Raw genomic sequence first — 14,806 nt, forward strand, 5'->3', positions numbered from 1 at the left:
ACTTTAGCCGCCGCCCAAAATGAAATCGGCGCTGGTCAAGGTCAAATGCCCTTCAAGCGCAATCTGGAAGTCCATTGTCGTATCGCCATTCGTGGCGGCGCGCACATTGGCTTCGATCACTGTATATTCAACGCCGTTCACCGTCTCATAATGATAGCCGATGTGGCCGACGGCCGCCGCGCCGGCATTGATGAAGCCATCGAAGATGAAATGCTGCACCCCGTTCGCCGCCGCAATACCGCGGGTGTCGGCATCGATGGCGCTGATATCGATGCGATCCGACAAGTGTACAAAGTCGGTGATGATATCGCGGTTCGCCGCCCCGTTGCCGGCGCCTTGACGGGTCTGGAATGTAAACACATCAGCGCCTGCACCACCGGTGAAAATATTGCGCACCGTCGAGGCGACAAACACATCCGCGCCAGAGCCGCCGATAATGTTTTCAATCGTCGCCAAAGTATCGGCGCCAATGTCGGCGCTGCTGGCAAGACCGGTGATGAGATTGACGTTGGCGCCGGCGCTGGTTCCGGACAAATCAAGCGTGTCGACCCCGGCGCCGCCGGTATAAGCATCATCGCCATCGCCAACACTGGCGATGAACCGATCATTGCCGCCCTCGCCCAAAAGCGTATCGGCGCCGAGGCCGCCAAAGATGGCGTCATTGCCGGCGCCGCCGCGGATAATGTTATTGGCGTCATCGCCGCCGAGCGTGTCATTGCCGGCGCCGCCGGTCACATTCTCAACGCCAACGACGCGGCTAAAGCCTGTCGCCATGCCCAAAAGCAGGCTGACCGACACATCCGAGCCGGCAAGCGTGCTGGCAAAGCTCAACGTGTCGATGCCGCCGCCAAGATCGACGAACACCATTTCTATGCTTGAAAGCGTGCCGCTCTGCATGCGCGAGAGGGCGCCATTGAACACCACAGCGTTTAGCGTCTCGCCGCCGCTTGTGCCGGTGATGCGCAACGCATCAAATCCCGCCCCGCCATTGAAGGCGTCAGCGCCGTCGCCGATGAGATAAATGAACTCATCATTGCCATCGCCGCCGCTCATATTGTCAGAGCCAAGACCGCCAATGATGATGTCGTCACCGGCGCCGCCATTCAAAGTATCAACACCGCCCAGGCCATAGATGATGTCGCGATCAGCGCCGCCATTGAAGGTGGCGCCGCTTGAGCCGCCAACCGTCACCCGCATCGGGTCGGAGGTCACAACCTCAAGATTTCCCATGCCATCGATATAGGTCATGGTCGCGCGCACAAATTGCGAGGTCGCATTGGGCTGGGTCAAACTTGTCCCATCAGCGCTCAAACGTCCAAACGGGGCAAAGTCCCAGATCAAGCCATCCGCCGAGACTTCCCAATCGATGAACACCGCCTCAGGCAAAGGCGCGCCGTCCGGATCAACAAGCGTGCTGAAAACACTGAGCGTGGGCGTGGCAACGCCGGCAAGCGGTCCAAAACCAAAGCGTCCGATCGGCGCGGTCGCGCCGGTCATCACCGTGGCGCTAAAGCCTTGGGCGTCGACATAAGTTGCCTCCACCGACAAGACATGGCCCTGATCGGCAAGCTGGATGAGATAATCAGCGCCCACCGCGCCATCGATGAGCACTCCATCGCGGAACCAGCGATAAACGGCCAAGGCTGGATCCCAAGGCCCGTCTGGATCGACACCGATCAAGGCGGTCACCACCTGACCAACAGCGCCCGATCCGGTCATCGTAAACGGCGCTGCGCCGTCATTCACCGGCGCCAAATTGATCGTCACCGTAACTGGAGCGCTGTTGAGCGCACCATCGGTCACATAATATTGGAAGCTTGCAGGTCCGGCATAATCTTCACTGCCTTGGAATGCAAAAACGCCACTTGCCGGATCAAAGAACGTAACCGCGCCATGCTGCGCCGAATTGGTGACCAGCCGATACGCAATTTGATCGCCATCAGGATCGCTGGCGGATGACAATTGACCGACCAATTGAACATCTTCTGAGCCCAGGAAAATCTGCGTAGGCCCAGCGACCGGCGCGCGATTGCCCTGCAGCACATTGATGACAAAGGTGTCGGTCACCGTCAAAGGCGTCGGCGGCGAACCGATCGGGGGAGTATCGGCTGCGTGCACGGTGATCGACACCGGTCCAGGCGTCGTCAACACACCGGTGATGACCGCGCCCGTCACCCCACCCAAACCGTCAGACAGCAAGGTGAAAGTGAGCCCCACCGTCGACAAAGCCGCGCCATTGGCAAGCGTCGCCGTATAGTGAAGCAAAGACGAGGCGGTCTCGTTGTCGCCAAAGACTTGGGTCAGCGGCAAGAACAAATTGATCGGCGCGCCGGCGCGCGCGGCCGTATCGGGCAATCCAACAAGACCTTGTTGTTGTACAACAAATGGCGCTGTGTTTACCCCGGTCGGCTGGAGGACCAAATTGGTCGGGTTTGAATTCACATGCTCAACGAAACCCAGACCGTCGGTATAGGTTGCAACCACGCGCAATTGTTCACCCAGCAACGAAAGCGTTGGGATGAATTCAGCCCCGGTTGCGCCGGTAATGTCGACCCAAACCGGCTGACCGCCGCCAACCGCGACCGGATCTAGATATTGCCATTGATAATGCATCGAGCCGGCGACAATGCCGTCGGGATCGCCAATATTTGAGGTGAACGACAAGGGCTGACCGACAACCGGCGTCGCGACCGGCAGATTGCTCAAATCAGTGACTTGAATAGCGCCCGTCGGCAAACGATTGGCGTTGGGGCTTTGGTCTAGAACAACGGTCTGATCTAGAAATTGCAGGCGCTCAATATTGCGCACCCGGTCAACGCCATCGCTAATCAGGCCAACAACGCCGGGCGACACCTGGTTGTGCGAAACCGTATAAAAGCCCTGCGCGTCCGGACCCGAAATCGTATAATTGGCAAAGACGTCGTTATAGACCGCAACATCGACATCACCGGTCGTGATGTCGGTGCGGATTTCCCGGAAAATCTGACCGTCGCTGGTGAGTTCGACGTGAAGCCATGCATCGCCATCAATGATGTCGTTGCCGCCGCGGCCCATGATGAAGTCGCTGCCATCGCCGCCCAGCATGATATTGCCGCCGGAGAAGTTCACTGCACCCGGCGCAAAAAAGCCCTGTAATCCGAAAATCAAATTGACGTTGGTGAGCGCATTGAAGAGCGGATCCAAGACATTTGGATTGGAACCCAACAAGATGTCGTTATAGCGCGTGCCACTGACGCCTTCGGTTTCAATGAAGACATCGCGGATCGCATCGCCGGCTGGCGCGCCTGCTTGGGCGATAAAGGCGGCGCGACTTAGATCGGCGCTGACGGCTTGGGTTTCTTGTTCAAAACTTGCCCAGTCAAAACCCAAGCGGCCGTCAAAGGTGTCAAAGCCGCCAAGGCCGAGCATGATGTCATCGCCCGAAAAGCCCTGCATGCGATCACCGCCGGCGCCGCCGATCAGCACATCATTGGCGGCGTAAAGCGGCACTTGCCCGGTCGGGGCGCCGGCATCGCCGACCATAAGATCGCCGCCTAACCCACCTTCGATCCAGTCATCGCCCTCATTGCCGATGAGTTCGTCATCATCTTCACCGCCGCGAATAATGTCGTTGCCGGTCCCGCCACTTATGGCGTCAAAGCCCATGCCGCCATCGATGATGTCAGCGCCGTCGCCGCCAAAGACGATGTCATCGCCAGCGCCGGCAAACACCTGATCATTGCCGGCCTCGCCATGAATGATGTCATTGCCGCCGGTGTCGGTGATCAGATCATTGCCATCGCCGCCGAACAATTGGTCATTGCCATTGCCGCCGTCGATAATGTCATCGCCGCCATCGCCCCAGACAGTATCGTCATCGGCATTGCCGGCCATCAGCCAATCGTTCCCCTCGGTGCCGCCCAGCACGATGGTGTTGCCAAAGAAATTATCATCGCCGATGAAATGCACCGCCCCGCCCGGCAGCACTTCGACCAAGAGCGCCCCGGTCACCGGGTTGCGAAGCCAGGTCGAGGCGTCGGTGGCGATGCGATTGCCGGCGCCGTCCAGAACAAAATTACCGTCGGCGTCGCGGACAAAATAAGTTGAAGCTTCGATCACATATTCAGGCGTCAGGAAAATACTGGCCGGCAAGTGACGAATGCCGGTATTGGCCATGATCATCGAGGCAAAACTATTGCCTTCGATCTCCGCGCCCCAGTGCAGCCCCTCAATCCGCGGCAGATAATAGAAGCGGTCGCCGTCTTGCAGGTTTTCAAGCTGGGTTTCGAAAATGAAATTGAAAGTCGAACCCAGAAGACCGCCGAAGAGATTTTGTTTTTCAGCAAGCCCGCCGATCCAAAGATCGATGGTGTCGACGCCGGTGATCGAGCCCGTGCTCCAAGTTGCATGCACTGAGAGCGGATTAGCAAGATCATTGGCGTAGGCGCCAAGGCTGTGCATGAAGTCATAAGCGTCCTTCAAGCCGGCATCAGTTGAATTTTTATTGGCCTCATCAAGACCCTTGATGACAAGATCAAGCGCCGCCGCGCGCTTTTGCTCCATCGTCGTCGCCGCCGAAACCGACGCATGGGTGCCGTAAGCTGCAACGAAATTGATCAATGAGGCCGCATGCTTCAAGAAGGCGCCAAACTCGGCCCAACTTGAATACGGCTTCAGCGATGTATCCTGCGTCGCCACATAGAGCTGCGCGCGCAAAAGATTGAGCGGCGGCACGCCGGTATCGCGCCCGCGGGCGATGTTGAGCGCGGCAAGATCAAGCGGCAGACCCAAAAGATTGTTGCGCAAGGCGCCGGTGACGAATTCGTCGATCTCGTTGCCGATTTGATTGACCGTGCCCAAGACGATTTCGCCGGCGGCGCCGGCGCCGCGGGCGGCGTATTCAAGCGGATTTAAGAAAGCCTCGATGAGGCCGATGTCGTTCAAGACCGGATGACCAAAATTGGGATTGGCGATGCCGGTGTCGGTCGAGGTCGGATGTCCGCTCGCATCTAGCCAACGGGCCGTGTCGATGACCGGCGTCCCATCAGCGCCGATGACATAGCGCGGCATATTTTCATTCAACATCGAATGGCCAAAGCGATAGACCGCATTGGCGAATTCGGAGGTTATCGCCGCATCAAGGTGGATATCGACATTGCCGAACAGATGGATGGTCGGGGCGATCTTGCGGGCGAATTCTTCAAAGACAAGGTGCTGGTATTGGGTCTCGGTGCCGAATTTCGCCGCCTGGAAAAGCCGCTCGCCATTCCATTCATTGTCTTGAATGCCGTCAAAAAGATTGGCGCCCGGCAGCACCCAATTGAGTGCAAAGGCGCTGTCGCCGCCGGCGAGTTCTGCGCGCACCAACGCTTTGATCTGCTCAACCAGGCGATTGTGCTCAAGGTGGAAGATGTCGTGAACCGCCGACAGACCAATATTTTCATTGGCGCGGCCATCGCCGGCCACATAATGGGCGTTCAACAATTCATCATCGTAATAGCCAGGCGCCGGCGGGGCGCCGCCGGCGACGTTATCGAGGTCGGCTAACAGATGGGTCCCGCCCGCTCCAGGTTGGCTGGGCGCTGCGCCATTGGCGATGTCGTTCAAGAAGGCATGATCGGTGCGCGCCACGTTAGCTGGTAAAAGCACCGGCGCTAACGGATCCAATTCCACCAGGCCATAAGAGCCATCGGCGTTGACGACGACGATCTGCACATGACCGTTTGGACCGGCGAGGAAGTTGCCATAAGCATCGGTCGCCAAAAGCGGCACGTTATGGACGTCTTCATCGGTCAAGATGATGCCAAGCAGCAAGGCGTTGGCCTTGATGTCGGCCCATGTCGGCATGTGATGAGAGCCATCAAGCGCACTCACGCTGTCCAGCAATCGGCCGGTGGCGTGCAACACGCCATCCGAGCCCTGCTGATACTGACGCAAGAACACCTGGTGCGAAGGATGCGATGAATAGGTCTGGTTTTGGTCGACGAAGGGCGTTGTCGTATTGGTGTTGGCGTGAATATCGTCGGCAGTGCCCAAAAGACCGTCGGCGCCGGCCTGATTGGTGGCCCGCGTCAGCACCATAAAGGCGCGTGAATCCGGCACCTCATCGCCGGTGCCGGCGACCCCGTCAGGCCCAAGCGTGCGCAAAGGATCATCCGGCGCCAGTGGGATAAACACCGTCCCCGATCCACCCTTGGTGATGAGATCAAGGCCATGGTCGAAGAACTGACCAAAGAACGCCATCCAAGTATTGAACGGCGCTGAAAGCCCCGCATCCGGGGTGATGTTGCCGATGAAAAGCGAATTGGGATCATAACCTGGCAGCGTGTTTTGGACGCTGTAGCCATCGCCTAATTGCGCGAAAAATTGCTGCGTGGTGAGCAGCGCCGCCGGATTGTTGATGCTCTGGTCGGCAATGAGATTGCTGATCGTGCGCGGCGCGCCGTCAACCACGATGCCCGCGGTCGTTGGATCAGCGAACGGATTGGCCGAAGGGTCGACGCTGGTTTGGGCGTAAGAGGTGGAAATGAAATCGCCAGCGACGCCCGGATGTGGATCAAACAAGGTGCCGTCGACATTAACCAAGACGGTGCGAAACACCTGCGCGCCGACAGTTGGAAACGTCTGATCGGCTGAACCGTAAGAGCTCTGCCCTGGCACCAGATTGTTGTTGGAGCCGTCAACCGCACGCAAACCGAACGGCAGATGCACATTGACCGGGGCCTGACCGGTCTCGGCCATCCGGATCTGCTGCAAAAGAAACTCAAGATCCGAACGATTGAAACTAACCGGCATAGGCGCCCCACCAAACAGGTGTGAAAAACCCATCGATCAAAGGAATAAAGCGGGCGCGCCACCATCGCTTGCTTCTGTTGGACGAACTAAATTGAGAATTGCGCGCGGGCGCGGCGCAAAAAAGCGGCGGCGCTGATTGCTCAGCGCCGCCATTCATTTTTCACGCAGTGTCGAGGGTCTTAATTCGCCTGCGTTTGCAGATCCGCCGACGGCTCATAATAGACCCCTTCCCAATCGGGGATCGGCGTTGGAATGGCGATCACTTGACCTGGTGAACGCAAATCCCATCGCAACAGCATCGCATGATCCTCATGCTGGGTGTTGTGGCAGTGCTCAACGAAGGTGCCCATAAATTCGCGAAAACGAATGAGCACTTCCACCGCGCTACTGGAATGGCCGGTTGGATTTTCACCGACGCGGAAGACATCCTTGCGCGCCCAGCGCTCCCAGATCGGCGGCGGCGCACCATCGCGGGTCAAGATCCGCCCCTCTTCAAAGTGGATATGCACCGGGTGTTGCCAACCACCGCCGCTATGCAAGGTCCAGATTTCCCACTGGCCTTGAGTTGGCGCGGCCGAAACACGGTGAACGTCGGCAGTAAGACCTGCCCCGCCATTGGTGCGGATCGTCCACGGCGCGTTATCGGTGCCGCCTGAGCGGGCGAACTCGAAATCGCGGCGAACAGCCGTCTGCAGCACATCGGCCGGCGGTGTTGGACGCGGGATCATAACGCGCCCGCCTTCCTCGTATTGAGCCGGGTTCATGCTCTGATCGCGGCCGGTATAAGATTGGACGCGCAATTCCATGATCCGCCCGACAGCTGGATCGCGCCCGTCATAACGCCCGCTCAGCACATCGGCCAAAGGCACAGTGCGCTGGGGACCCCTGCCAGTCTGATGCTCAAGCAGGTTCACAAGATAGAGCCGATCGCCGGCGCGGAATTGCGCAAAATCGACGACGATGTCGTAGCGTTCTGCAATCGCCTGCTCGGGCAAATCCTGCGATTGGGCGTTCGGGAAGCGAACCGCATGCTCCATGATGTTGCCGTCGTTGGCGACCATGTGGAACGGCACCCGCGCACCGGTCTGGGTCACCAATGCAAATTGGAAGTTACGCGACACCGCCCCGTTCAGAATGCGGAACCGATAGCGACGCGCGCGCACATCAAGATAAGGCATCCAAGTCCAGTTCACCAAAACCCGATCGCCCAAGAAGCCATCGGTGTTGAACGGATTGAACCAAAGCTGACCGTTAGCGTCCCATGCCTTGTCGGCGATGACGAGGTTAACGTCGTAATCGCGGTTGCCCCAATCCAGTCCGGTGCCGCTTGGCAAGCACAGATTGGCGTTGTTGGGGTTGGAATAATTGCACTGGAAGCCTTCGCGGCCACGATCGACTGCGCTGTAATAATTCATCATTGCAGCGTTGCCCTTGTAGACGTTCTGGGCGGTGTAATCGAGCATGTGGTCGTGGAACCAATGGGTTGACATGGTCTCACGCCAGTCGCCGCGAATACGCGTCACACCGCCTGCGCCATTTGGATAGCCGGCGCGAGGATCTGATGCGTTGGTGTTGATGCTGTCATAACCGGCAAGCTGCATCGGCCAGCGATAATCGTAAAACTGCCCCGGAAAGAAGAAGGCGCCGGCAAAGCCATCGCTTTCAGCCGGGTTGTGGCCGTTATGCTCGTGGGTCGAAATCGTGTGTGCGCCAAAACCATTATTGGCGGCCGGATCGATCGGCAGCGCATTAAAGTGACGGAACATAATCGGCTCGCCAACGCGCGCCATCAAAAGCTTCGGCGGCATGGTGCCGTCAAACGTCCAAACCGAATTGGGTTGTTGAACCGGGAAATTCGGATGGAAGCGGACTTGCAGATTGCGATTGGTGCCGCCGCGATAATAAAGCCCGCCGCGACGGAACTCGCCCACCGTAAAATGGTGGCGCTGCCAAGCATCGCGCAGACCATTATTGGTGCGCGCGCCAGTCATCGCCGATTGAAAATAAGCGCGCGGCTGGAATTCGCTCCAACGCTGGTGCGCAAACCACTCGCCGGGCGGGCGCCCTTCAACCGCGCTCGTCGCCAAAGGACGCACGCAGCCGCCAATCATCGAAGCCCAATAATTGGGCCGCGAAGTATTGGCTTCGCGCGTCGGCGCCGGCCAAAGCGGTTGACGCAAGAATGCATCGAGCGCCGCCCCATCGGGCCCACTCTGGCAAGACCGCGCTGGCGGCAGCGGCGCACAATTGGTGCAGGCCGAGCCCGGCATCGGCTGGGTGCCAAATTCTTCAAACAGCAAGACCGGCTGGGTAAAGGGCTGGGCCCCAAAGAGCGGACTTGGCGAACCGCCCGTTGGAATATCCTGCGCCAGCGCCACACCAATCTGCGCAAACGACGCAATTAAGCCAAACGCGAACATCTTGCGCCGGCTATTGGGCCCAACCCTCATCCGTTCCTCCTTCGGAACTTTTCGAAAATGACAAGTTGCTTAGAAAGGAACAAATTCGAAGGCGCGCTATCGGGCACACCTCAGCCGCGCTTTAAATTGAGAACAGTCTCAATTTTCGTGCGTGATTTAGGCAAGCGTTGTTAAAACGCATCAGGCGCCGCAAAGACAATCTAGCTTGCAAGAACCTGAAGCTGAGCGCTTAGCGTCTTGGCGATGCTCTACACCTTCGCTTCCGACCGCCCAGCTGACCACCCGGCGCGCCGCGCCATCAAAGCGCCCCTCAAATTAAAATAACAGGCGCAAAAAAGCGACGCCGCAAAAGCGCGCGTCGCTTGAAGCTTTAATTCGTGATCTTGGACTTTGGTCTTAATGCATCGACGCCTTGGCCGACCCATCAGCTGGCTTGGAGCGGGCTGTCCAATTCTGCAAGCGCACGACGCAAGCGCGCGTTCTCAACCACAAGCTGACGCAATTGGCTGACCTGAAAAGGTCCAAGGCTTTCGTAACGCTGCTTCCAACGATGATAGGTCGCAACCGAAATCCCAGTGGCTTCAATCGCTTCGCGTTGGCTCTTGCCCGCATCCATATGCGCGCGCACGTCTGCCAAAATAGACACAATGCTTTCTGCTGAATGCCACTTCCAACGCATGGCCTCTCCCCCGAGAGATCGTTCTAATCTCAGCGAGGGAGCTTAAGGCGCACGCCTAACAGCGCCATTACAGCCAGATTAGTGAACTGTAATTTTTGGGGAGAGCTAAGGCAAAGTCCGCACACCGGCTTGTAACATAGGTTACACTACAAAGCCTGTTCGCTGTCAACGAAACACATAGCCTCGCCCGCGCACCGTATGAATAAATCTGCGCTCAAACGGCTCGTCGATCTTAGCGCGCAGGCGCCAGACATAAACGTCGACCACATTGCTATCGCCGTCGAAGGTGATGTCCCACACCCGCTCGGCGATGAAATTGCGCGACAACACACGCTCAGCATGGCGGATCAGCAGATCCAACAACTGCAATTCCTTTTGCGAGAGCGCGATCTCTTGTCCGCAGCGACTGACTTTTGAACGCACCAGATCAACGGTGAGATCTTCATAAGTGATCGCTTCGGTGAATTTGCGCTCGCCGCGGCGCAACACCGCCCGCACCCGCGCCGTTAATTCGGAAAACGCAAACGGCTTAACCACATAATCATCGGCGCCAATTGAAAGGCCTTTGACCCGGTCATCCAATGCATCGCGCGCCGTCACCAGAATAACCGGGACGTCAAGACCTTTGCGGCGCACTTGGCGCAGCACCTCCCAGCCATCCAGACCAGGCAACGACACGTCCAAAACGACAAGATCACAAAGGTCGGCGAGAATGTGCTCCAGCGCCGTGTGCCCATCATGTGCAAGGTCTACGACGAAACCTTCTTCGCGAAATCCCTGCTGAAGCGAGTTCGCGATATGAGGATCGTCCTCAACAACCAGAATTTTCACGAACAGCGTTCCCCTGCGGGAACAATTACAATGGAACGTTCAGCGAGCCAGCGCTCTAACCTCAAACGCGAGCGCATCGCATTCGCCACAAACCGCGCGCGCGAAATTTCACCATCGCCTCGATACAAAAGCCAGTCCGGGCTTACGACGGCTTGATCCATGGCGCCTGCACCGCAAGGCCGCTTCACGCTCGCTCACGCAAAGGGGGCCCCAACCCCTCGTGCCCCACATTCGGCCCATAGCCGCCAACGAGGGGTAGCGATATCCGCGCGCGAGCGCCGCCACTGGGCGCACGCTCAAGCACAATCTCGCCGCCATGAAGATCAACGATGCTCTTTGCGATTGGCAGGCCAAGACCAATATTGCCATTGGCCGTTCGGCTAGGATCGGCGCGGTAAAAGCGGTCGAAGACAAACGGCAGATCGGCGTCGGCGACGCCGCTTCCGGTGTCGGTCACCTCAATCTCAGCGATGCCGCCGATTTGGCGTGCGCTCAAGCGCACCTCGCCGCCTGCGGGCGTGTGCGCTATGGCGTTTGCTACAAGATTGGTGATGGCGCGTTGCAGAAGCGAGCGGTCGGCGCTGAGCGCAACCTGGTCGCTGCACGCGACCGTGAGATCTACCCCCGCCTCCAAGGCGCTTGCCCGATAAAGCTCGCCAATTTTTTCCAACTCAACCTGCAGATCAAACAACTGACGCCTGATGCCGGTTTGTCCGCTCGAAGCGCGCGCCAAGAACAGCAGCCGCTCAACCAATGTGCTCAGTTCACGGCAGTTCTCGGAGAGCCGCCCAACCAAAGCTTGGTATTCATCCGGACTGCGCGCCTGCTGTTCGGCGACATTGAGCGCCAGAATAAGTTTGTTGAGCGGCGTTCGGATCTCGTGCGCCACATTGTCGGCGTACTGGCGAAGTCTTTGATACGCGCACTGCAATCGATCGAGCATGGCGTTAAACTGGCCGCCTAGAACAAAGAGTTCCTCGGTCATGCCTGCAGTCTCAAGGCGACTATTTAAACTATTTTGATCAATTCCGGCGACTTGTTGGGTCATCCGCTCAAGAGGTTTCAAAAGACGGGCGAAATACACAGCGCTAAAGATGGTGGTCGTAACGAGCGCTATAATCGCAACGATCACAACCAGCACCCCAAAACGGCGCAACACCAATGCATCGAGAGTGGTGTCGATCGCTATTTGCACGCTCGCTGCGCGCGCGACCCCGCCAATCACAACCGGCGCCTCAGCCACCATGTAACGAAACCGCCGGCCGCTGCTGGCGGTCACAAATCCACGCACAACCTCCTGGCCCGCTTGAATGTGCGCAAGCGCCGTGCTTGGCAGCACCGCCGGCATGTCAGGCGTCTGCTGAAGCACGCTTCCATCATCCAACAAAACGCGCACGAAAATCCGCCGAGGTCCTTCCATGTCCTCGCTGACCTCGTGCCCCAGCCAGACTTCCCAGTCGCCTTCCGAATTCAGCAGGTCGCGCACCGTCATGTAGCGCTTCTGCATAGTTTGGTCGTCAATTGAACTGGCTTGAGCAACCAAGCCGAAATAGAGCGTCACACAGACGCTGCCGACAAGCAGCACAAGAGCAAGCGCCTGCCAGCGCAAGAGCTGGCCAAGCAATCCATTCTTGTTGAGCGCGGCGCGGACGATGGTGCCAGATTGGCTAGCGAAAGACATAGCCGCGCCCCTTGACCGTATGAACGAGCTTGCGCTCGAAGGGATCATCGAGCTTCTTGCGCAACCGGGCGATGGCGACGTCGATGACGTTGCTTTCACTGTCGAGACTCATTTGCCACACGTGCTCGGCAATGAAATCACGCGACAGAACATCACCTTGATGGCGAACCAGAAGCTCAAGCAGCTGAACTTCCTTCACCGTTAAGTCGATCGAGACACCACCACGACACACCGTCAAACGCATCGGATCGAAGCTGAAGTCGTCAATTTTGGTGATCCCGGTCTGGGAGCTGCTCCGCCGCCGCAGCAGCGCGCGCACCCGCGCAAGCAGTTCGTCGAATGAAAACGGCTTGATGAGATAATCATCCGCACCGAGCGAGAGACCACGCACACGATCGTCGATCGACTCGCGCGCGGTCAAAACCAATACCGGTGTTTCGCGATCAGTTTCACGCAAGCCGGCGAGGATCCCCCATCCATCCAACTTGGGCAGCATGATATCGAGGATCAAAAGGTCATAAGCGGCGCTCTTGGCCTTGCCTAAACCATCAACGCCATCGCAGCACACATCGACGAGATAGCCGGCCTCGTTAAGACCGCGTCGCAACAACTTGGCGGTCTGCTCTTGATCTTCGATCACCAGCAAACGCATGACGAACTCCTAAGCGCTATATCACCACCCAGAGCCAATGGTTCGCGCTCTTTCAACCCGGACGCGCAATTGACGCCAAATCCGCGTGGCGGCAGACGCTTTTGGGCGCAATCGGGTTTGTACGAAAGGTGACGTGGCATCCTCGAACATGGCGTCAAATAGACCTGCTGGCCGGCGCTGATCATGATGCACGAAAGCGAGCGCAATGCGCATGATGACGCCATCCATGCTGGTGAGGGCGAATGCGTCGCGGCCATCGGCTTGCGGCGACCCGCAAATGCCTCGTCCTCGCTCTTGCGTGTTCGCTATCGGTAAAGGTCCAAAACTCGTCGCAAGGCAAATCGGCGTTGGCGCGATCGGCCGTCGGCTCATTCTGTCCAGGCGCTCCGACGTCGCCGGCACGCGCTCATAAGACGCCTAGCCACATCAGCGCCCGCCCCCAAAGGATGCGCGCACAACAAAAAATAGCTTTCACAAGCAAGATCAGCGCTGGGTGCTATAGAATGCTTGGATCGCTACCCCCGACCGGGCAGGCAATTCCTGGCTCCAAGACACGCGCGCTTCGGGCCGCATCCATCATCGTTTGCGACACAAGCGTGATAGCCGCCGCCCACGCCTCGCGCACCGATGGGGTAAACTCCTCAGCGAGTTCATGGCGCAGCGTCCGCGTCAGCGCTGTGACGAAGGCAATATAGTGGCGCGCTTCAACGCCATAGTCGGCGTGACGCGCCCCAAGCGCGCGCGCGAACGGCAAAACCACCTCCGGCGCGTCAATGCCGTCGACGATTTGGCTTAATGCGCCCATCAAATGTTTGCCCTGCTCGATCGGATCGGCGCCAAACAAGATGCGCAAACCCGGCGAAACGCTAAAAAGCTCGCGATAGAACGTGGCGGCGAAAATCGGCCCAATGCGTCGGACGTGGGCGAAGGAGCGCTGAAATTCGGCGGCCTGTTCGGGCGACATATCAGTCTGAATGTGGCCCGTTCACTTAACCACAAATGAACACGGCTGCAGTTGCGATGGCGCCTCGCAGGCGAGCTTATGCTCGCCCGCCAAGCGGGGTTAGACCTGCCTTGCCCTAGACGGTGAGAGACCAGACATTGCGGGACCCATGCGTGGTTGCGCGGGCGCGCCTAAGCTGCGTCAGCATCGACCAGAGCTTGCCGCGCCCTGCCCCGGCCGCTGTCACCGCGATGACGCTGTCGTCCAAATTGCCGTCGATTATTAAAAACGCTGCAAGCAAGCGTTGCCTCGCAATAGTCCTCGCGCCAGCGCAATTGCGGCGCGGCGCATTGCCTCTGTTTGGCGAATTCATTTGGTAGTTCGCACCCTGGCGCCTAACGATGCGCTCATGGGGTCTGCGGGGATATTTCAGCGCATTCAAATAGTGGGGCTGTTGCTCGCACTGTTCGCGCTGACGTTCAAAGCGTCGTTGCCGCCCGGCTTCATGCTCGACGCCAGCGCCGGCAGCCAAGTCGCCATCGTGCTCTGCGACGGTGCATCCGCCGTTCTCAACCTCGATCACGGTTCGACGCCCGCCCGAGATTCGACAGATCAACATTGTCCGTTCGCACTAGGCTCAGCTCCAGCGCTCGCGGAAGTGCAACCCTATATCTCCGCTCCGGCGACGTTTGCCAGCGTCGATGCCGCTTCGCCCATCGAAGCCGCTGTTGGCGTCCATCAAGCCACTGGGCCGCCGCTTCCTGCGCGCGGTCCGCCAATCCAAGCCTGAGACTTCAATTCGCGCCCGCGCCTCTGGCGCAGGCTG

7 protein-coding genes and 1 pseudogene are annotated in these 14,806 nt (G+C 58.4%); 1 reads left to right on the forward strand and 7 read right to left on the reverse strand.

Annotated features, from left to right (window positions below):
- Positions 1–3: 3 nt before the first annotated feature.
- The 7 genes and pseudogenes from ATE48_RS20300 to ATE48_RS07315 all read right to left on the reverse strand — a co-directional run bounded on the left by ATE48_RS20300 (position 4) and on the right by ATE48_RS07315 (position 14,001).
- Positions 4–6,774 (reverse strand): peroxidase family protein, encoded by a 6,771-nt coding sequence (locus ATE48_RS20300; RefSeq protein ID WP_066769529.1) that lies wholly within the window; start codon positions 6,772–6,774, stop codon positions 4–6.
- 179 nt (positions 6,775–6,953) lie between these two features.
- A pseudogene (locus ATE48_RS07285) lies at positions 6,954–9,131 on the reverse strand (multicopper oxidase domain-containing protein); the annotation flags it as partial.
- 487 nt (positions 9,132–9,618) lie between these two features.
- On the reverse strand, positions 9,619–9,873 hold the full coding sequence (locus tag ATE48_RS07290; RefSeq protein ID WP_066769535.1) for a transposase: 255 nt from the start codon (positions 9,871–9,873) through the stop codon (positions 9,619–9,621).
- A 165-nt stretch (positions 9,874–10,038) separates the two neighbouring features.
- Positions 10,039–10,704: a response regulator gene (locus tag ATE48_RS07295; protein ID WP_066769538.1), complete on the reverse strand. Its 666-nt coding sequence runs from the start codon at positions 10,702–10,704 to the stop codon at positions 10,039–10,041.
- Positions 10,705–10,888: 184 nt separating this feature from the next.
- Positions 10,889–12,385: a heavy metal sensor histidine kinase gene (locus ATE48_RS07300; RefSeq protein WP_066769545.1), complete on the reverse strand. Its 1,497-nt coding sequence runs from the start codon at positions 12,383–12,385 to the stop codon at positions 10,889–10,891.
- Positions 12,372–13,037, reverse strand: coding sequence for a heavy metal response regulator transcription factor (locus ATE48_RS07305; RefSeq protein WP_066769547.1), 666 nt, complete (start codon positions 13,035–13,037; stop codon positions 12,372–12,374). Before ATE48_RS07305 ends, ATE48_RS07300 begins: the two co-directional genes overlap by 14 nt.
- Before the next feature lie 496 nt (positions 13,038–13,533).
- Positions 13,534–14,001 carry a globin domain-containing protein gene (locus tag ATE48_RS07315; protein ID WP_066769556.1) on the reverse strand — a complete coding sequence of 156 codons (468 nt, stop codon included), beginning with the start codon at positions 13,999–14,001 and terminating at the stop codon, positions 13,534–13,536.
- A 388-nt stretch (positions 14,002–14,389) separates the two neighbouring features.
- On the opposite strand from ATE48_RS07315, the gene ATE48_RS07325 reads away from it, so the two are divergent.
- Complete coding sequence (locus ATE48_RS07325) at positions 14,390–14,770, forward strand: hypothetical protein (protein ID WP_156767652.1); 381 nt, start codon at positions 14,390–14,392, stop codon at positions 14,768–14,770.
- Positions 14,771–14,806: the final 36 nt, after the last annotated feature.

Origin of the sequence: Candidatus Viadribacter manganicus (assembly GCF_001679665.1) — a bacterium.
GTDB classification, from domain to species: domain Bacteria; phylum Pseudomonadota; class Alphaproteobacteria; order Caulobacterales; family Aquidulcibacteraceae; genus Vitreimonas; species Vitreimonas manganica.

Bases quoted from the DNA above. Each gene is read 5' to 3' on its own strand.
- ATE48_RS20300 (WP_066769529.1), bottom strand. From the start codon at position 6,774: ATGCCGGTTAGTTTCAATCGTTCGGATCTTGAGTTTCTTTTGCAGCAG.
- ATE48_RS07290 (WP_066769535.1), bottom strand. From the start codon at position 9,873: ATGCGTTGGAAGTGGCATTCAGCAGAAAGCATTGTGTCTATTTTGGCA.
- ATE48_RS07300 (WP_066769545.1), bottom strand. From the start codon at position 12,385: ATGTCTTTCGCTAGCCAATCTGGCACCATCGTCCGCGCCGCGCTCAAC.
- ATE48_RS07305 (WP_066769547.1), bottom strand. From the start codon at position 13,037: ATGCGTTTGCTGGTGATCGAAGATCAAGAGCAGACCGCCAAGTTGTTG.
- ATE48_RS07315 (WP_066769556.1), bottom strand. From the start codon at position 14,001: ATGTCGCCCGAACAGGCCGCCGAATTTCAGCGCTCCTTCGCCCACGTC.
- ATE48_RS07325 (WP_156767652.1), top strand. From the start codon at position 14,390: ATGGGGTCTGCGGGGATATTTCAGCGCATTCAAATAGTGGGGCTGTTG.